General features: G+C 66.0%; 16 protein-coding genes and 3 tRNA genes. 5 read left to right on the plus strand and 14 right to left on the minus strand.

From position 1 onward, the window contains the following. Positions 1-3 precede the first annotated feature (3 nt). The 9 genes from J9314_RS04290 to J9314_RS04330 form a co-directional block, all read right to left on the minus strand. Positions 4-879, minus strand: coding sequence for an SDR family oxidoreductase (locus J9314_RS04290; protein ID WP_210604703.1), 876 nt, complete (start codon positions 877-879; stop codon positions 4-6). A 153-nt stretch (positions 880-1,032) separates the two neighbouring features. Beyond that, entirely contained in the window at positions 1,033-2,982 is a 1,950-nt protein-coding gene (gene acs, locus J9314_RS04295; RefSeq protein WP_210604704.1) for an acetate--CoA ligase, read from the minus strand. A 108-nt stretch (positions 2,983-3,090) separates the two neighbouring features. Next, entirely contained in the window at positions 3,091-4,182 is a 1,092-nt protein-coding gene (locus J9314_RS04300) for a DUF418 domain-containing protein (RefSeq protein ID WP_210604705.1), read from the minus strand. A 176-nt stretch (positions 4,183-4,358) separates the two neighbouring features. Further along, positions 4,359-4,514 carry a zinc transporter permease gene (locus tag J9314_RS04305; RefSeq protein ID WP_210604706.1) on the minus strand — a complete coding sequence of 52 codons (156 nt, stop codon included), beginning with the start codon at positions 4,512-4,514 and terminating at the stop codon, positions 4,359-4,361. A gap of 20 nt (positions 4,515-4,534) precedes the next feature. Further along, positions 4,535-4,843 (minus strand): ArsR/SmtB family transcription factor, encoded by a 309-nt coding sequence (locus J9314_RS04310; RefSeq protein ID WP_210604707.1) that lies wholly within the window; start codon positions 4,841-4,843, stop codon positions 4,535-4,537. Between the two features lie 57 nt (positions 4,844-4,900). After that, complete coding sequence (locus J9314_RS04315) at positions 4,901-5,674, minus strand: class I SAM-dependent methyltransferase (RefSeq protein WP_210604708.1); 774 nt, start codon at positions 5,672-5,674, stop codon at positions 4,901-4,903. Between the two features lie 177 nt (positions 5,675-5,851). Further along, positions 5,852-5,924 (minus strand) — tRNA-Phe (locus J9314_RS04320). Positions 5,925-5,992: 68 nt separating this feature from the next. Continuing rightward, positions 5,993-6,066 (minus strand) — tRNA-Asp (locus J9314_RS04325). 55 nt (positions 6,067-6,121) lie between these two features. Continuing rightward, a tRNA-Glu gene (locus J9314_RS04330) sits at positions 6,122-6,194 on the minus strand. Positions 6,195-6,372: 178 nt separating this feature from the next. Here J9314_RS04330 and J9314_RS04335 point away from each other — a divergent pair. Together J9314_RS04335 and ybaK are read left to right on the plus strand one after the other, a co-directional pair. Next, positions 6,373-6,720, plus strand: a complete 348-nt coding sequence (locus J9314_RS04335) for a metallopeptidase family protein (protein ID WP_210604709.1) — start codon at positions 6,373-6,375, stop codon at positions 6,718-6,720. A 208-nt stretch (positions 6,721-6,928) separates the two neighbouring features. Further along, positions 6,929-7,429: a Cys-tRNA(Pro) deacylase gene (ybaK, locus tag J9314_RS04340; protein WP_210604710.1), complete on the plus strand. Its 501-nt coding sequence runs from the start codon at positions 6,929-6,931 to the stop codon at positions 7,427-7,429. 6 nt (positions 7,430-7,435) lie between these two features. Here ybaK and J9314_RS04345 read toward each other — a convergent pair whose 3' ends face one another. After that, a complete protein-coding gene (locus J9314_RS04345; RefSeq protein WP_210604711.1) occupies positions 7,436-8,047 on the minus strand; it encodes a YigZ family protein in 612 nt (203 codons plus the stop codon). A gap of 103 nt (positions 8,048-8,150) precedes the next feature. Here J9314_RS04345 and J9314_RS04350 point away from each other — a divergent pair, with 103 nt between their 5' ends. After that, complete coding sequence (locus J9314_RS04350; protein ID WP_210604712.1) at positions 8,151-9,515, plus strand: aspartate aminotransferase family protein; 1,365 nt, start codon at positions 8,151-8,153, stop codon at positions 9,513-9,515. Positions 9,516-9,577: 62 nt separating this feature from the next. On the opposite strand, the gene J9314_RS04355 is transcribed toward J9314_RS04350, so the two are convergent. Both J9314_RS04355 and J9314_RS04360 read right to left on the minus strand, forming a co-directional pair. Then, entirely contained in the window at positions 9,578-11,209 is a 1,632-nt protein-coding gene (locus J9314_RS04355) for an amidohydrolase (protein ID WP_210604713.1), read from the minus strand. A gap of 76 nt (positions 11,210-11,285) precedes the next feature. Continuing rightward, positions 11,286-13,013, minus strand: coding sequence for a thiamine pyrophosphate-dependent enzyme (locus tag J9314_RS04360; protein ID WP_210604714.1), 1,728 nt, complete (start codon positions 13,011-13,013; stop codon positions 11,286-11,288). Between the two features lie 174 nt (positions 13,014-13,187). Between J9314_RS04360 and J9314_RS04365 the strand changes: the two genes are divergently transcribed. Together J9314_RS04365 and J9314_RS04370 are read left to right on the plus strand one after the other, a co-directional pair. Then, positions 13,188-16,010 (plus strand): aminotransferase class I/II-fold pyridoxal phosphate-dependent enzyme, encoded by a 2,823-nt coding sequence (locus J9314_RS04365; protein WP_210604715.1) that lies wholly within the window; start codon positions 13,188-13,190, stop codon positions 16,008-16,010. 24 nt (positions 16,011-16,034) lie between these two features. Then, entirely contained in the window at positions 16,035-17,063 is a 1,029-nt protein-coding gene (locus tag J9314_RS04370; RefSeq protein WP_210604716.1) for a proline racemase family protein, read from the plus strand. A 104-nt stretch (positions 17,064-17,167) separates the two neighbouring features. Here J9314_RS04370 and J9314_RS04375 read toward each other — a convergent pair whose 3' ends face one another. Continuing rightward, positions 17,168-17,956 carry an amino acid ABC transporter ATP-binding protein gene (locus J9314_RS04375; protein WP_281412367.1) on the minus strand — a complete coding sequence of 263 codons (789 nt, stop codon included), beginning with the start codon at positions 17,954-17,956 and terminating at the stop codon, positions 17,168-17,170. Continuing rightward, positions 17,953-18,747, minus strand: a complete 795-nt coding sequence (locus J9314_RS04380) for an amino acid ABC transporter permease (RefSeq protein WP_210605521.1) — start codon at positions 18,745-18,747, stop codon at positions 17,953-17,955. Before J9314_RS04380 ends, J9314_RS04375 begins: the two co-directional genes overlap by 4 nt. Positions 18,748-18,968 lie beyond the last annotated feature (221 nt).

Consider the following 18,968-nt stretch of genomic DNA (forward strand, 5'->3'; position numbering starts at 1 on the left):
AGGTCAGCGAGTTCCGGCCACCTGCCGGGCCCGTGCCGCCGATCCGCGCGCACGCCTCTGCTGCCCGCGACCGGTCCTGCCGGTGAAGTGATCCATGGTCTGATTGACGCCGAGGAAGTCCATGACCTTGTCAAATGCTCGGGTCGGCAGCAGTCGTGCGCCGGGAACCCAGCGGACGAGCGAAGGCATGACGAGCTGTTCACGTCCGGATTCGACGGCGTCGAGGACGCGTGTGCTCACATCGGTCTCTTCGAGGATCGGCAGCAGTCGCGGGAACTTCGTCTGCACGCCCGCGAACATGCCGGTGTTGATGTAGAAGGGACATACGGCGAGAGTGTTGACGTGGCTGCCATCGGCGCGGAGTTCTCCGCGCAGCGATTCGGTGAAGCCGACAGCCGCCCACTTGCTTGCCGAGTAGTCGGTCTGCCGAGCCACTCCGGTCAGGCCCGCGGCGCTGGCGATGGTGACCACGGAGCCGCGGTCGCGTTCGATCATGCCCGGCAGAAAAGCCTTCGTCGTCCAGTAGAGGGCGAAGGTGTTCACCTCGAAGACGCGCCTGATCGCCTCTTCGTCGTTCTCAAGGAGCTTCTTGCCGGTGACGATCCCTGCGCAGTTGATGAGGACGTCGATCGGACCCACCTGGGCAGCTGCGGCTTCGACCTGGTCGGCGTCGCCGACGTTGAGGGCGAAGGCCCGAGCGGCCGTGCCGCGAGCGGTGAGCTCGGCCTGCACGGCCTCTTCGCTGTCTGCTGAGAGATCCCAGATGATGATCTCGGCGGCTCCGCGGGCTGCAGCATCGAGGGCCATGAGTCGGCCGATTCCGCTGCCGGCTCCGGTGATGAGCACCCGTGCGCCGGAGATATCGGTTCCACGCTTCATTCTTGTGCATCCTTGCAGTCGATGTCGGTTCAGAGGCTTCCGGACGCGGACACCGAAACGGTGACCCACTCAGAAGTTACTCAACAGTACATCAGTATGACGTGGGTCACCGCAAGGGGGTGGGCGCTCGTTCCGGCATCCCACCAGGGGTGGTCAGCTCTCGGAGATGCCCTTCTGGATGAGGTCCATCACCGAGGAGTCCGCGAGCGTCGTGACGTCGCCGACCTCGCGGTTCTCCGCCACATCCTTGAGGAGTCGGCGCATGATCTTGCCCGACCGGGTCTTCGGCAGATCGGGCACGAGCATGATCGATCTCGGGGTGGCGATCGCACCGATCGAGGACCGCACATGGCCCCGCAGTTCGGCCACGATGTCGTCACCGCCGTCTGCGGCGCTCTCCCGGAGGATGACGAAGGCCTCGATCGCCTGCCCGGTCAGCTCATCGCGCGCCCCGACCACAGCCGCCTCGGCGACCTTCGGATGCGCGACGAGCGCGGATTCGATCTCCGCGGTCGACATCCGGTGGCCGGAGACGTTGAGGACGTCGTCGACGCGACCGAGGACCCAGAAGTCCCCGTCGCGGTCGATCTTCGCTCCGTCCCCGGCGAAGTAGACCCCGGGGTACTGCGACCAATAGGTCTTTTTGAACCGCTCCTCGTCTCCCCACAGGGTCCGCAGCATCGACGGCCACGGTTCCTTGATGACGAGGTAACCGCCGGTGCCCGGTTCGACCGAGTTGCCCTCGTCGTCGAAGACGTCGGCGACGATCCCCGGCAGGGGCCGCATGGCAGAGCCCGGTTTCGTCGCGGTCACGCCCGGCAGCGGGCTGATGAGGATGCTGCCGTTCTCCGTCTGCCACCAGGTGTCGACCACGGGGCACCTGTCGCCGCCGATGTGCTCGCGGTACCACATCCAGGCCTCGGGGTTGATCGGTTCGCCCACGCTGCCGAGCAGCCGCAGACTGCTCAGGTCGTGCTCGGCTGGAATGTCCCGGCCCCACTTCATGAACGAGCGGATCGCCGTCGGTGCGCAGTAGAGGATGGAGACCTTGTACTTCTCGACGATCTCCCACCAGCGGCCGCGATGCGGAGTGTCGGGAGTGCCTTCGTAGAGCACCGAGGTGGCCCCGTTGGCCAGCGGACCGTAGACGATGTACGAATGCCCGGTCACCCAGCCGATGTCCGCGGCGGTCCAATAGACGTCGGTGTCGGGTTTGATGTCGAAGACCGCCCAATGCGTGAACGAGGTGCCGACGAGGTAGCCGCCGGTGGTGTGCATGATGCCCTTGGGTTTTCCCGTCGTTCCCGAGGAGTACATGATGTAGAGCGGATGCTCGGAGTCGAAGGCCTCCGGCGTGTGGGTCTCCGACTGCCGATCGACGACCTCGTGCCACCACAGATCGCGTTCGTCGTTCCAGTCGACGTCCTGGCCGGTGCGGCGGACGACGAGGACGTTGCGCACCTCGGGGCAGTCGGCCATGGCCTCATCGACGACGGATTTCAGGCCTGATGGCTTGCCCTTGCGATAGCCGCCGTCGGCGGTGATGACGAATTCGACGCCGCAGTCCTTGACGCGGTCGGCGATCGCCGAGGCCGAGAAGCCGCCGAAGATGACGGTGTGCGGGGCTCCGAGGCGGGCGCAGGCGAGCATCGCGAACACCGTCTCGGGGATCATCGGCATGTAGATGGCGACCCGATCGCCGGTCTTGACTCCCAGTTCGGTCAGTGCGTTGGCCGCCTTGGAGACCTCGCGGAGCAGATCGGAGTAGGTGATGGTGCGGGTGTCGCCGGGTTCGCCTTCGAAGTAGTAGGCCACACGGTCGCCAAGACCGTTTTCGACATGGCGGTCGACGCAGTTGTAGGCGGCATTGAGCTTGCCGCCGACGAACCACTGGGCCACGGGCTCGTTCGACCAGTCGAGGACCGTGTCGAAGGGAGTGTCCCAGGTGATCCGCTTCGCCTGTTCCTCCCAGTAGCCGAGGCGGTCAGCGGCTGCCTTGTCGTATTCGTCGGCCTTGGCATTGGCCTGTGCTGCGAATTCGGCAGGCGGATCGAAGGTCCGCTCCTCGTAGCTCAGCTCTTCGATGCTCGGATTGGTGGCCATCGGCTGCTCCTTTCGCGAAGCCTCACTGCATTGTGATCCGCGGATGCGAACGTGATTTCAACGTACTCCAGTTGTCGGTGAAATCAAGGGGGCAGCCTGGAAGGAGGGTCACGACCGAGAGGTCTCGGCGATGCGCAGCGGGGTGAGCTGCCAATAGGTGCCGCAGCGCCACACCCATTCGAGTGGGCCGTAGCGGAAGTGCCGCAGCCAGAACGTCGAGAAGGCACATTGGACGACGACGATGACGGCCCAGATGCCGAGTCCCAGCGGGGCAGAGATGTATCCGAGGGCGGTCAGCAGCGGGAGGACGAGCACACAGATGACGGTCTGGCCCAGATAGTTCGAGAACGCCATCCGCCCGTAGAGGCGCAGGAATGACAGGCAGGCGCTCCCGACTGCGGTGCGCAGCAGGAGGATCAGGCCGGCGACGTACATGAAACCAGGAACGAGTGCGGTGCGGAAGGCGATTTCGTGTGCATCGGTCGTCCCGATCCCGGCAGCGCCGGTCCAGATCCAGAGGGGAATCGAGCCGACGAGGCTGAGGATGAACAGGCCGATGACGGGCACACGCGTCGTCGCGGAATACAGGCCGAGGCCCGCCAGCCAGAATCCGAGCACCATGTGGCCGAGGGTCCTGGCGAACGACAGCAGTGGGAACAGCAGGGACGGAAGGTGGAGGTCGACGCCGCCGACGCTGGTGAGCAGCTGCAGCACGTCCGGGACGACCGCGGCCAGGACACCGAGACTGACGAATGACCACCTCGGCAGCAGGCTCAGGGGCAGAAGCAGGAGAGCGAGGACCCCGTAGGAGGCGAGTACGTCGATGCCGCCGAGGGCCGAGTTGATGAGGCCAGCGATGATAAGGATGATCATGCGGCGGACGTAGACCCACGTCGATCTGCCCTTCGCGCGCAGTCGCGTGAGGAAGATGTGGACGCCGGTGCCGAAGAGGAAGGCGAAGACGAAGTGGAACTTTCCCAGGGCGACATCGTCGACGATCTGCCAGATCACCGCGTCCGTGCCGACTGGATCCTCTGTCTGCCCGGCCTGGTGGAGAAAATAGCTGATGTTGATGAGCAGAATGCCGGCGATGGCGATGCCGCGGATGACGTCGATCGAGACGATGCGGTCGGCCGGGTTCGACGGCTGTGTCCGATCGGTAGGAGCATCTGGGGACTGGGGCGTCTGTTCATGGGTCACGCCGCGCCACGCTATCAGGCCAGGTTGCTTGTCGTATACGGTGAGCTCATTTCGGAATTCCGCGTGAGGGAGTGGTCCTCGGGCGGAGAGCCTCGTCTGCCTGTTGAGCCTCAAGCGCCGAGTACCCGCGCCGAAAGGAATCGGTGCGGGTACTCGGCGTTCAGTCTGATCGACACTCAGTGTTCGTCGTAGTGATCTCCGTGGACCGCGTGGCGGTGACCGTCGTGGAGGTAGTCGACGTGATCGCCGTGGGAGACGGCTTCGTGTCCGCAGCCCTCGCCGTGTTCGTGCTCGGTCGCTGTGTGCTCGGCAGATGTGTGAGTGTCAGTCATGGTGTTTCCTTCTTCGCTGGTCAGGTCTCGTCGTCCGAGACCGGTTCCTGTACGTGCACGAGAGCGTCAGCGACAACATGAGCAACGTGCTCATCCGCAAGGGAGTAAGTCATCTCCTTGCCGCGTCGGTCAGCGGTCACCAGGCCGGCTTGGCGCAACGATCTCAGGTGCTGGGACACCAAGGGCTGAGACATGCCGGTTGCCTCGGTGAGGGTGCTCACGGTCATCGGTTCGCCGCCGAGGAGCCGGACCAGCCACAGTCGTGACTCATTGCCGAGGACCTTGAATAGTTCAGCGGCTCGGCTCAGTCCGCTCTCCTTTGCGTGCACAACCTCAGCAAATCATACATATAAACAAATTGCAATATGATTAAGCGAAGGATTGGTCTACTGCCTGCTGCGCAGAAGCCAATAGGTCGTCTGGCCGAGGCGCTCGAGCTCGAGGCCGACCCGGGCCGCCTCGTTGGCGACAGTGGAGGCGGAGGGGTGGTGGTACAGGTGGTCGACGGTCTCCTTGGTGAGGGTTCGCTCGCCTTCGAGGGCGAGGTGGGTCATGCGCCATCGCATCGTCTCGCCTCCGGCCGTCCATCCTTCGGCGATGCCCTTGTAGTGCAGCTGCCCGATTCGGGCGGCCGTGAATTCGAACGGCTCCACCCGCGTCGGTGCCTCCGGTTCCTGCAGGTCGATGAGTGCTGCGGCCCCGGCCGTCATTCGTGCCGCAAGTTCCGCAAAGACAGCCGCCCGCTCACCGGCATCGAAGTGACCCAGAACCCCGAGGAGGATTCCACCGCCCAGGGTTGTCGGCAAGGGTGCCGAGAAGAAGTCCTCTGGCCGGACGGTGATCCGATGAAACCAGTTGGGGTGTGCCGCGATCCGCTGGAGCGTGAGGGCGCGCATGGCCGGGCTCGGCTCGATTGCGATGACTTTCGAGTCCGGGATTTGAGAGAGCACCCAGGCGCAATTCAGTCCGGAGCCGGCGCCCACATCGAGGATCGGGCCGGCCGAGGGCCTCAGTCGTGGGCGAAGTTCCTGCAGGGCTGCAATCTGGCTGTCTCTGTACTCCGCCATGTAAAGGTCGTAGGCGCCGGCGGTTGCGGCGTAGGGATCGCCGGCGTGGAAGGAGTGTGCCGGGCTCTTCGGTTGGTCGTCGTTGATGTCCATAGCGGCATTTTATACGGAATGACAATCGTTATCAGTAATACCAGGTGTTTGTGTCTGTGGTGTGCCTGTGGCGTCGTTTCTGCGGAGTGCGTGGGCGAGGCCGGCTGGGGTTGGCGGGGTTGGGGCGGCGAGGCCGCCTGTGAGAAAAAGAAAACCCCCGGTTTCCCGGGGGTTTTGTGGCTCCGACCGGCGTCGATCCGGTGACCTTTCGATTTTCAGTCGAACGCTCTACCAACTGAGCTACAGAGCCAAGCCGTCAGTGAACCGAAGTGCACTGAGAGAAACAAAGGTCCTTCCGAAGAAGAACCTTGTGCTCCGCGACCCTGACCGGACTCGAACCGGCGACCTCCGCCGTGACAGGGCGGCGCGCTAACCAACTGCGCTACAGGGCCTAACTGGTGTAACTAGTGTATCCGTTGTGGTGTCGGACTTTCCAATCCTACACCGTACCCCCAACGGGATTCGAACCCGTGTCGCCGCCGTGAAAGGGCGGTGTCCTAGGCCTCTAGACGATGGGGGCCTAGTTTGCTCTCGGATTCCCCGTGGGCAACGACGTTAAGCTTATCCCACCCGATTCGCGGAATGCAAAACGAAATCGAGTGTCCTCGGTCACAGAATCGAGGCGGTGTTTTCCAGCCTTTGGGAGGGCCGCCTCGGCGAGGGGATTCGACCTCCTCCCGACGACTAGAGTGGAGGGTATGGAGCCCCTGACCGACGATGAATTCGAGACGACCCTCGACGAGGCCCTCGGCCTGCTGCCGGCCGGGGTGACTGAACAGCTCGACAATGTCGCCCTCTTCGTCGAGGACCGGCCGGAGAACGGGGACCGGCACCTGCTCGGCCTCTATGACGGAACGCCGATCGGCGAGCGCGGGATCCAGGGGCTGGAGATGCCGGACACCATCTTCATCTATCGCGACAACCTCATCGACTTCGCCGAGGACATCGATCACCTGCGCGAGGAGATCGTCATCACCATCGTCCACGAGATCGCCCACTTCTACGGCATCGACGACGACCGGCTCCACGAGCTCGGCTGGGGCTGAGGCTCCGCCTGCGACAACACTACCGATCGGTTACAACCGATGACGGGAATTGGCGCTCGCGACTCCACTTCGCCTATTGTGGGCGGGTAACCCATCAGCACAGATACAACGATTTCCGTCCGTATCGACGCGTGGACGCAGGGTCGAACCGACCCGGGGCAGCGCCCGAGTGTTCCGCGTTTCTGCGGGCAGGAGGCACTACCCCCTTATGACAGTTGCATCAAAATCGACAGGCGCGGCTACCCCGGCCGTACGAGTGCTCAACCTGGCAGGCATCGACTACAGCCTGCGCAGCTTCGATCACGATCCCGCCACTCGCCGGTACGGTTCGGAAGCCGCCGATAAGCTCGGTGTCAGCTCCGACCAGGTGTTCAAGACCCTGATGATCCAGGTCGACGGCACCCCCGTGACCGCGCTCGTCCCGGTCTCCGGGCAGCTCGACCTCAAGGGCCTCGCCTCGGCCCGGGGAGCGAAGAAGGCCCAGCTCGCCGGCGTCGCCGAGACCGAACGTCGCACCGGCTACCCCGTCGGAGGCGTCTCCCCGTTCGGGCAGCGCCACGCCGTGCCGGTCGTCATCGATCGCACCGCACTCGACCACTCCGCCGTGTTCGTCTCCGCCGGCCGCCGCGGCCTCGAGATCGAGATCCGCCCTGAGGATCTCGTCATGCTCACCAATGCGCAGGTCGCGAAGATCGCCGCTCTCGACTGAGGCCCTTCACACCCATTCGACCTCACCGACGGACGGCTCTGCCCGACCGGCGGTGAGGTCGGCGTACATCGCCAACGCCAGCTCCACCTCGGCGACGGGGACGAGAATATCGAGCCCCACCTGACCGCCGTAATCAGCCCGCGTCGTCCACCCCCGGTTCCCGGCCGCACGGTCGAGGGCATTTGCCTGGGCATAGTCGACAACCGCGCGCACCGGGACCAGCTCATGTCGGGTGATGATCGATGCATCACCCACCGCCTCCGAGGTGGCCTGACCGTACGCGCGCACGAGCCCGCCCGCACCGAGTAAGGTCCCACCGAAATACCGGGTGACGATCGCGACGACATACGTGAGATCGTGCCCGGTGAGGACATCGAGGATCGGCGCCCCCGCGGTCCCGGCCGGCTCCCCGTCGTCGCTGAAGCGCTGCGTCCGCGAGTCCGGGTCGAGGACGAACGCCGTGCAGTGGTGGCGGGCCTTCGGATGGGCGGCGCGCACCTCGGCGATGGTTTCCCGGGCCTCTGATTCATCGGCTGCGGGGGAGAGGTAAGCCAGGAATCGGGACTTCTTGATCTCGATCTCGGCCTCGGCGCTGCGGGCGATCGTCCGATACGACATGGTCGTCACTGTAGTCGAATGTTCACCGCAGTCGAATGTGTTCTACGATGTGCCCACGGGCGCGGATCATGCGCTCAATCCCCTCCCCGGCGAAAGGGTGACAATGGTGCACCAGGCAGGCGACGACGAACTCGCAGCGATCAGGAACGAATCCGCCCGAGCCCGCGAGCTCGACCGTGCGCACGTCTTCCATTCGTGGTCGGCGCAGCGTCTCATCGACCCACCTGTCGTGTCCCGCGCATACGGGTCGACGATCGTCGACGGTGAGGGCAACGAACTCCTCGACTTCTCCTCGCAGCTGGTGAACACGAACATCGGCCACCAGCACCCGAAGGTCGTCGCCGCGATCAAGGAGCAGGCGGACCTGCTGTGCACGATCAGCCCGGCCGCCGTCAACGCCGCCCGGTCGGAGGCCGCACGGCTGATCACCGAGCGCACCCCGGCCGGACTCGACCGCGTGTTCTTCACCAACGGCGGAGCCGATGCGAACGAACACGCCATCCGCATGGCCCGCCTGCACACCGGGCGGCGCAAGGTCCTCTCCCGGTACCGGTCCTACCACGGTGGCACGCAGACCGCGGTCAACGTCACCGGCGACCCGCGCCGCTGGGAGAACGAGACCGGCGAATCGGGAATCGTCCACTTCTTCGGCCCCTTCCTCTACCGCTCGGAATTCCACGCGACCACCGAGGCGGAGGAGACCGAGCGGGCGCTGCACCACCTGCGGCGGACCATCGAACTGGAAGGTCCGTCAACCGTTGCCGCGATCATCCTCGAATCCATTCCCGGCACCGCGGGCATCATGATTCCCAGCCCCGAGTACATGCAGGGAGTCCGGGCGCTGTGCGATGAGTTCGGGATCGTGCTCATTGCCGACGAGGTGATGGCCGGGTTCGGTCGCTCGGGCAAGTGGTTCGCCTTCGAACACTTCGACATCGTCCCCGACCTCATCACCTTCGCCAAGGGTGTGAACTCCGGGTATGTGCCGCTGGGCGGGGTCGTCATCAGCGACGACATCTTCGAGACCTTCGCCGAACGCGTCTACCCCGGCGGGCTGACCTATTCGGGCCATCCGCTGGCCTGCGCGGCGGCCGTGGCGACCATGAATGCGATGGCCGATGAAGGAATGATCGAGCATGCCGCGCATATCGGCGAGACCATCATCGGACCGCGTCTGGCCCAGATCGCGGAGAACTCGAAACACGTCGGCGAGGTTCGCGGAACCGGCGCGTTCTGGGCGATCGAACTCGTCTGGGACAAGGAGTCCAAGGAACCGCTGGCCCCCTATGGCGGCGGGTCACCTGAGGTCGCCTCGGTGGTGGGCGCACTCAAGGAGCACGGAGTCGTGCCGTTCAACAACTACCACCGGCTGCACGTGGTGCCGCCGATCAACATCAGCGAAGAGGACCTCGAACGCGGCCTCGGCGTCTTCGAGAAGGTCCTCACCGACCTCGACTTCTCCCGCTAGTTACTACCTGACGGCGGCCCAGCACCCTCGCGCGAGGTATCTGGGCCGCCGTCGGGTAGCAATTAGGGGAGTTGGTGGGTGTAGGTGCCGCCTAGGACCGTGGCCCGGATCGGGATCTTTGAGATCTCCTCCGGGGCGACGTTGCCTGGGTGTGTCTCCAAGGCGACGAAGTCAGCGAGCTTGCCGCGGCTCAGCGTTCCCTTGTCCGCACCCTGGCCCGAACCGGCAGCGGCGTTCACCGTGTAGGCTGCGATCGCCTCGTCGACGCTCAAGGACTCCGCGGCCGATCCCATGACATCGCCCTCACGAGTGGCGCGGGTGACGAAGGCTTCGATCCCGCGCAGCACGTTCCCGTCCGCGCACGGCCGGTCCGAGCTGCCGGCCAGCAGCACACCGGCATCGACGAACGACTTCGCGCGATAGAGCAGCCGCCGACGCTGCGGCCCGAGCGACCTGTTCATTCCGTCTCCGATGCCGTCGGCGAACGCGGCCTGCGGGGTGACGACGATCCCGTGCTCGGCCAGGGTGGCCAGATGCTCATCGTGGACCATCGCGGCATGTTCGATCCGGTTGGGCACGGCCCGCCGACCGTACCGGTTCTGCGCGTCGACGATGTTCTCAATCGCCGCATCCACGGCGGCATCGCCGATCGCATGTACCGCGACCGACCAGCCGGAGGCGTAGGTGTGAAGAATCTGCTGACGCAGCACCTCGGGATCGTCCTGCAGGTACCCGGGATGATCCTTGCCCGCATAGTTCTCCCGCATCGCCGCGGTCTCCCCGGACATCGCCCCGTCCATGAAGAACTTGACCGGTCCGATCGAGAGCAGATCGTCGCCGAGGCCGGTGCGCAGTCCCGCATCGAGACCGATGCCGAATCCGTCGGCCGAGTTCGCCGCGATCGGATGGAGACCGTCGGCCTGCGGCATCAGCTGGGCACGGGCCCGCAGCTTCCCCTCTTCCCGCGCCCGCAGGTATGCGGAGATCTCGATGGGGGAGTGCCCGATCCAGCCATAGGCGATGCCGCACTCACCGAACGAGGTGATGCCTTCCTTCGCGTAGTACGCGGTGGCCAGATCGATCGCCTCGACGAGGGTGTCGAGCGAATACGGGCGGATGAGATCCTGCACCAGCGCCTGCGCCGTCTCCTCGAGCAGCCCGGTGGGATGCCCGGCCGCATCACGGACGACCTTGCCGCCGACGGGCTCGGCGAATCCTTCGGCGAGGATGCCCGCCCGGCGCATCGCCTCGGTGTTGACGATGGCGGCATGCCCCGAGGTCTGCCGCATGAACAGCGGCCGGTCCCCGGTGATCTCGTCGAGCCGGGCCAGGTCCGGGTACTGACCGTCGTAGTCGCGGTGGGCATACCCTGTCGCGTTGATCCATTCCCCGGCCGGCGTCGTCGCTGCAGCCTGCTCGAGTGCGGCGTAGACGTCGGCCAGTCCGCCCGGCAGCGCCGTGACGTCGACCGATGCGAGCGTGAGTCCGAACCATGCGGTGTGGCAGTGGGCGTCGTGGAAGCCCGGAAGCACGCTCGCCCCGCCGAGTGATTCGACCCGGTCGGCACTGATGCCGTCGAGTTCCTCGTCGAAGCCGACGATCCGGGAGTTCAGCACCCCGATCTTCCTCGCCCGCGGCCTGGCCGGGTCGAGGGTGTGGGCGTCGAGGTCGGTGAAGATCGCGTCGATTCTCATGGCTCTACCATAGTCAGGAACGCTCGCGTGCAGGCCCGGCGTCCACCGCCGGCGTTCACCACCGGAGCGTCCACGCTCACGGCAGGCGGGCGCCGCGGACGTCTGGATCGGTCAGGCAGTGGACGAGCGAGAGCCCCTCGTGCTCAACAGCGCGAGCGAACGCGTCGCGGAAGTCCTCGGTCCGCTCGACCCGGATCCCCAACCCGCCGAAAGCGGTGGCCATGGCGGCGAAGTCCGGGTTGACCAGTGCCGTGGCCGTGGCCCGGCCCGGATACTCGCGGTCCTGGTGGCCGCGGATGGTGCCGTAGACCGCATTGTCGTTGACCACGATGGTGATGTTCGCGCCGTATTGGACGGCGGTGGCCATCTCCTGGCCGTTCATGAGGAAGTCCCCGTCCCCGGCGATGCAGAACACGGCCCGCTCGGGGTGGACGAGCCCAGCGGCGACCGCGGCCGGCAGCCCGAAACCCATCGATCCGTTCCGCGGTCCCAACGCCGAGGGGAATGCGTGCGTGGGCAGGAACCGCGTCGCCCAGCCGGAGAAGTTCCCCGCCCCGTAGGTGACGATCGCATCATCCGGCAGCAGGTCCCTGACATGGACGAATGCTTCGTCCATGTCGACATACCCCGCCGAGGCGGCCGACCAGTCCGTGGGCGCGTCGACCTGCGGCTGCCGCCAGTCATCGAGTTCAGCTCGGGCCTTGACGACCCAGTCCGGCAGGGGCACCGCATCCGGTGCCGCCTCGGACAATGCGTCGCCGAGCGGCGGTTCGTCGATCGAACCGTCCGAGGACACCGAATAGGTCCGGGTCCCGTCCTCGGTGAACAGGGCCTGGGCGAAGCGGGACACCGAGGTGACGATGTGCTGGTCGAGGCGCCCGAAGTGGCCATGCGCATCGGGGTCGGGGCCGATGACGACGGTGCGCTGATCGGTGCCGATGCTGAATCCGTTCGTGGCCACATCGGTGCGCACACAGCCTAAGAAGATGTGCAGGTCCGCCTCGGCGAGGGTCTGCTTGGCCACCGGTGCGGCACCGAAGCCGAGGATGCCGAGGAAGTTCGGGCAGTCGTGGTCGATGCCGTCGTAGGCGCGGAAGGTCCCGAGCACGCCGAGCCCACGGTCGCGGGACCACTGGGCGATGCGCCGGGAGGTCGCGGCCGACCAGTCCTCGCCGCCGATGATGAGCACGGGACGGTCGGCGGCGGTGATGCGGGCCCGCAGCTCGGTGACGTCCCCGGCGTATGGGGAGGCCGAACCGTGCACCCGGGGCGGCAGCACGGTCCCTGCACTGGGACGCACCAGCACGTCCTCGGGCAGGCCGATGACGACGGGACCCGGCCGGCCGGTCACGGCGGTGTGCATGGCGTCGGCGACCACCTCGGCGGCCTTGTCGGGATCATCGAGGGTGAGCACCTTCTTCGCGGTGGTGGCGAACCAGCCGTGGAGGTCGAACTCCTGGAAGGCCTCCCGGTCGCGATGATCGGTGGGGATGAGCCCGACGAAGACGACGAGCGGGGTCGCGTCCTGATGGGCGGTGTGGATGCCGACCTTGACATTGGCGGCACCGGGTCCGCGGGTGACCATGGCGATGCCGGGGATCCCGGTCATCCGCCCCTCGGCCACGGCCATATAGGACGCCCCGCCCTCCTGGCGGCAGACGACGGGCACGATGGAGGAGTCGTGGAGGCCGTCGATGACGTCGAGATAGGATTCGCCGGGAACGAGATAGGCACGGCGGACCCCGTGCGCTTCGAGCTCCTCGACGATGAGGTGGCCGGCGGAAGGCGACGCTGAGGTGTCCATACTCCATGCTTATCATTCTTTTGTCTCATGTGGTCCCCACCCGGCGCATTCGCTCGTGCAAGGCCGTAAGATCGGGCAACAACGGAATCAGTGCGGCCCGCCGCCTGAGCCCGTGGGCAGGGAATCGTCGCCGATCAGGCGGCGACTGACGATTGACAGCCAGGAGGCTCACGCATGACCGGCATCGACTCCGACCATCCATCGGCTTCGGCGATCTCCACCACCGGCGACGGTGCGGCAGGTCGGCGCGGGCGGACAGGATTCCAGTCGAAGCCGCGCAAGGCCAAGCTCGAACGGGACCCGGGGATGCCGGCGAGCACCTGGCGCCTGCGCTCGGACGCCTGGGAGTACCTGAAGTTCGCGATCAAGCGTCTGGCCGCCAGCGGCGGGGACTTCTCGATGATCGCCGAGGACGGGGAGGTCTGGCGATCGCTGCGCTCGCTCAAGACCATCGAACTCTACTGGGGCGGATTCGGGCAGCGCTACGTCGAGGACATCACGGACCTGCTCTCGGACGGCGAATTCGATCGGGCCCACGACATGATCACCCGTGCGGTCAACCGGCTGCGCGGCACCACCGTGCCCGATGTCGGCGAAGACGACCTCACCGAGGAGGAACGTGCCGAACTCAAGGACCGGCAGGACTCCCGCCCCCGATTCGAAGTCCTCATCGTCGACGAGACGACCGAGGGCGGACGCGATGAGCTCCACTCCGATCTGCTCAAGCTGCGCAACCCCACCGACCAGTTCATCTACGACTACGTCATCGTCCCGACCGCCGACGATGCCGTCGCCGCGGCCCTGACGAACCCGAACCTGCTCGCCTGCGTCATCCGCCCCGGCTTCACCGATGAGACCCGTGAGGTCCTCAGCCGCGACCTCCGCGACGCAGTGGCCTTCGCCCACCAGACGACCAAGGCCCTGCCCACCGGCCCGATGAGTCCGCTGAACTCGGTGCGACGGGTGCTGCGGCTGGCCGATACGCTGGCGAACCTGCGCCCCGAACTCGATCTCTACCTCATGGCCGGTGCGCACATCGAAAGCCTCGCCGGGGCCCTGACCCACCGGTTCCGCCGGGTCTTCCGCCGGGAGGACCAGTTCGAGCTCCACCTCTCGCTGCTGCGTCGGCTGCAGCATCTCTACGACACTCCCTTCTTCACCGCGATCCGTGAACACGCGCGCCGACCGGCCGGAGTCTTCCACGCACTGCCCGTCTCCCGCGGCGGATCGGTCGTCGGTTCGAAGTGGATCGGGGACTTCGTCGACTTCTACGGACTCAACCTGCTGCTCGCGGAGTCCAGCGCCACCTCGGGGGAATTGGACTCGCTGCTGGCTCCGGTGAACACGCTGAAGAAGGCGCAGCTGCTGGCTGCCCGCGCCTTCGGAGCCAAGCGCACCTACTTCGTGACGAACGGGACGTCGACGGCGAACAAGATCGTCCACCAGGCCGTGGTCTCACCCGACGAGGTCGTCATGGTCGACCGCAACTGTCACAAGTCCCACCACCATGCGCTCATGCTCACGGGTGCCAGGACCGCGTACCTCGAGGCCTACCCGCTCAACGACTTCGCGTTCTACGGGGCGGTGCCGCTGAGCCGGATCAAGCAGCTGCTGCTCGACTACCGCGCAGCCGGCCGCCTCGACGAGGTGCGGATGATCACCCTGACCAACTGCACCTTCGACGGCATCGTCTACGACCCGTACAAGGTGATGTCCGAATGTCTGGCGATCAAGCCCGACCTCGTCTTCCTCTGGGACGAGGCCTGGTTCGCCTTCGCCCGATTCCACCCGGTCACCCGCAAGCGCACCGCGATGGTCGCGGCCGAACGCCTCGAGGAGACCCTGTCCACCGATGCCCACGCCGCGGCGTATCGGGAGCAGCGCGAGCGCCTGTTCGATCCCGAGACCGGGCAGCCGGCCTCGGACGAGGTGTGGCTGGAGGAGGATCTGCTGCCGCCTCCGGATGCGACGATCCGCGTGTATGCGACGCAGTCGACGCACAAGACGCTGACCGCGCTGCGCCAGGGATCGATGATCCACGTCTACGATCAGGAGTTCGCCACCGGCGCCGAGGAGGCCTTCCACGAGGCGTACATGACGCACACCTCGACCTCGCCGAACTATCAGATCCTCGCCTCCCTCGACCTGGGTCGTCGGCAGGTGGAGATGGAGGGCTTCGCACTCGTGCAGAAGCAGCTCGACCTGGCGATGAGCCTGTCCTCGGCGATCGCGCGGCACCCGCTGCTGAAGAAGACGTTCAAGGTCCTCACCGCCGCCGACCTCATCCCGGCCGAGTACCGGGTCACCGAGCGGACGATGCCGCTGCGCGACGGTCTGGCGACGATGTGGGACGCGTGGGTGAAGGACGAATTCGTCGTCGATCCCAGCCGCATCACCGTCGAGATCTCGGGCACCGGCGTCGACGGGGACACGTTCAAGCACGAACACCTCATGGACCGCTACGGCATCCAGGTGAACAAGACGAGCCGGAACACGGTGCTGTTCATGACGAATATCGGCACCTCTCGGTCGGCCGTGGCCTACCTCATCGAGGTCCTCGTCAAGCTCGCCGGGAAGTTCACTGACCCGCATGAGCTGCAGGCCCAGGACGCGTTGACCGAGCCGGCCGCGGTGATGCCTCCGCTGCCGGACTTCTCCGCCTTCGCTCCCGACTACGCCGCCGAGGTGCCGGCCGAGGATCCGTCGAAGCAGCTGCCCGACGGTGACCTGCGCACCGCCTACTATGCGGGTCTGCGCCGACAGAACATCGAGCATGTGCTCCCGCACGAGCTGCGCCGCCGCATCGATGGAGGGGAGAAGCCGGTCTCGGCCGGGTTCGTCACCCCCTATCCGCCGGGGTTCCCAGTGCTCGTACCCGGGCAGGTCATCACCGCCGAGGTGCTCGACTTCATGTCCGCGCTCGACACCCGTGAGATCCACGGCTACGAGGCCAGGTTGGGCTACCGGGTGATCCTGCCGGAAGCCATCGAGAGCTGAGCGAGACGGCAGGGCTGATCACACATGCGCACGAATCGACTTATCCAGACCGTCGAGGCCCACACCGAGGGGCTGCCCGTCCGCGTCGTCACCGGGGGAGTGGGTGCGTTCCCCGGTTCGTCGATGGCCGAGCGGCGGGAGTGGTTCATCGAACATTCCGATGATCTGCGCACCTTCCTCATGTGCGAACCGCGCGGCCACGGCTGGCTCTCGGGAGCGATCCTGCAGCTGCCGACCCGGCCCGATGCCGACTGGGGAGTGCTCTTCATCGAGGTCACCGGGGTGCTGCCGATGTGCGGTGCCGGAACCATCGCCGTGGCCACGGTGCTCGTGGAGACCGGAATAGTGCCGGTCGTCGAACCCGTGACGACGGTGCGGTTGGAGGCCCCGATCGGGCTCATCACCGCCGAGGTGGCTGTCCGTGATGGTCGCGCCGAGGCGGTCACCATCACAAACGTCGCCTCCTATGCGCACGCCCTTGACCAGGTCGTCGAGGTGCCGGGGCGCGGGAGGCTGACGTGTGACATCGGCTTCGGTGGGAACTTCTACGCCTTCGTCTCCGCCGCCGAGGTGGGGATTCCGTTCGAGAGGGACCGTTCCGAAGAGTTCATCGCCGCCGGTCGTGAGATCATGGCAGCGGTGAACGAGCAGCTGTCACCGGTGCACCCGGAGACCGGCTATCGCGGGTGCGAACATGTCGTGTTCCTGGCGCCCGAGTCGGGCGTGGAGACGGGTGTGAATGTAGACGAGCCCGCACCGGACACCCGCCATGTGCTCATCAACCATCCCGGATGGCTCGACCGTTCGCCCGGAGGCACCGGCACGAGCGCGCTCATGGCCGTCCGGCATGCCCGCGGGCAGCTGGCGCTCGACACGGACTTCGTCAATGAGTCCTTCATCGGCACCTCGTTCACCGGCCGGCTGACCGAGGAGACCACAGTCGGCGATCACGTGGCCGTGGTGCCGACGATCACCGGGAGCGCGTGGCTGACGGCGACCTCGCAATTCATGCTCGACCCGAGTGACCCGTTCCCCACCGGGTTCACCCTCTGACACAACTTGGGCGGCGCGCCTCGCCGACCGCGCGACTTACCGCCCACCGCTCGCCGCATAGCGCAATACAGTGTCGGTAACGTGAGCGGTCGGCGGACGGCGCCCTACCCCAGCTGCCCGGGGTGGAGGACGCGGGAGAGGAAGTCCTTCGTCCGCTGCTCCTGCGGATTGCCGATGACGTCCTTCGCCGGTCCTGCTTCGACGACGACTCCGCCGTCCATGAAGACCACACGGTCGGCGACCTGGCGGGCGAACTCCATCTCGTGGGTGACCACGACCATCGTCATCCCCGCCTCGGCGAGGTTGCGCATGACCTGGAGGACGTCGCCAACGGTCTCGGGATCGAGCGCCGAGGTGGGTTCGTCGAAGAGCATGACATCGGGGTCCATGCTCAGCGCCCGGGCGATCGCCACCCTCTGCTGCTGACCTCCCGAGAGCGATCCCGGCTTGGCCTCCATCTTCTCGGACAGGCCGACCTTCGCGAGGTTCGCCTCGGCGATCTTGTTCGCCTCGGCCTTCGACCGCTTCAGCACCTTGGTCTGGGCGATCGTGAGGTTCTCGCGGACCGTGAGGTGGCCGAAGAGGTTGAAGGACTGGAAGACCATGCCGATGCGGGTGCGGGCAGCGTCGATATCGAGATCCAGATCGGTCATGTCCATGCCGTCGACGACGATCGAGCCGCCGCTCGGCGTCTCGAGAGTGTTGATGCAACGCAGCATCGTCGACTTGCCCGAGCCCGAGGGACCGATGACGCAGACGACCTCACCCTTGTCGACATCGAGGCTGATATCGGTGAGGACCTTGTTCGTCCCGAAGCTCTTCTGCAGGTTCCGAATCGCGATGATCGGGGTCGCAGTTCTCGCCGCGTGCGAGGTGGTGGGAACGTTCATCATTTCACTCCAGAATCTGCGGAACCGTACTTGCGCTCGAGGACCCGTGAGAGATAGGACAGCGGGATTGTGATGATGAGGTAGCACAGCGCGATGACGATGAAGGGCGTGAGGTTCGCGGTGTTGACGATCTCGGCACGGCCGAGCGCCGCGAGCTCACGGCCGTCGACCGAGGATCCGAGGATGTAGGCCAGCGACGAGTCCTTCGTCAGCAGGATGAGCTCGTTCGTCAGCGGCGGCAGGATAATCCGCATCGCCTGCGGCAGGACGATTGTGAACATCGCGCGCGAGGAAGACATGCCCAGCGATCGGGCGGCCTCGATCTGACCCTTCGGCACCGCCTGGATGCCGGCGCGGATCGTCTCGGCCATATACGCCGAGGAGACGAGTCCGAGGGCGATCATGATGATGACCAGCTGCGGGAGAATGAACCCGGGAAAGGCGACGGGCAGGCCGAACCCCATGACAAGGAAGACGACGAGCGCGGGCAGTCCGCGGAAGAACTCGATGTAGATCGTCGCGAGCCACCGATAGACGCCGACGGAGGACAGTCGCATGAGGGCGACGACGAGCGCGATCGCCAGGCCGAGAGCGAAGCCGAGGACGGTGAACACGATGGTGTTCTTCAGCGCACCCGTGACAACTTCGGGAAACATGCCCGCGGCGATGTCGACGCGGCCGAACGTGTCGATGAGCGTCGGCCAGTCGGCGAAGATCGCGATGAGGGCCGCGATGACGATGAGGATCGCGTACTGGATGCCGCGGGAGAGCTTCGCCTTCTGGCGTTTGCTCATCGTGGCCTTTGGAGTGGCGGTGGCGGTGGGGACGGCCGGGCCGGTCTGGCGGCCGTCCTCTCTCGCTGTGGGAACTGACATGGTTGTCCTTCGAAAACTGTGGCGGGGGTGCCCGCCGGGTACGTGCCGTGAAGATCGGATGGGACTCAGGCAGGTCGGTCGATCTCAGCCGAACGGACGGTCGCCCGCGACCTCGTCGTCGCGGGCGACCGCCCAAACAG

The sequence above is a fragment of the Brevibacterium oceani genome (assembly GCF_017948325.1).
Taxonomy (GTDB): domain Bacteria; phylum Actinomycetota; class Actinomycetes; order Actinomycetales; family Brevibacteriaceae; genus Brevibacterium; species Brevibacterium oceani.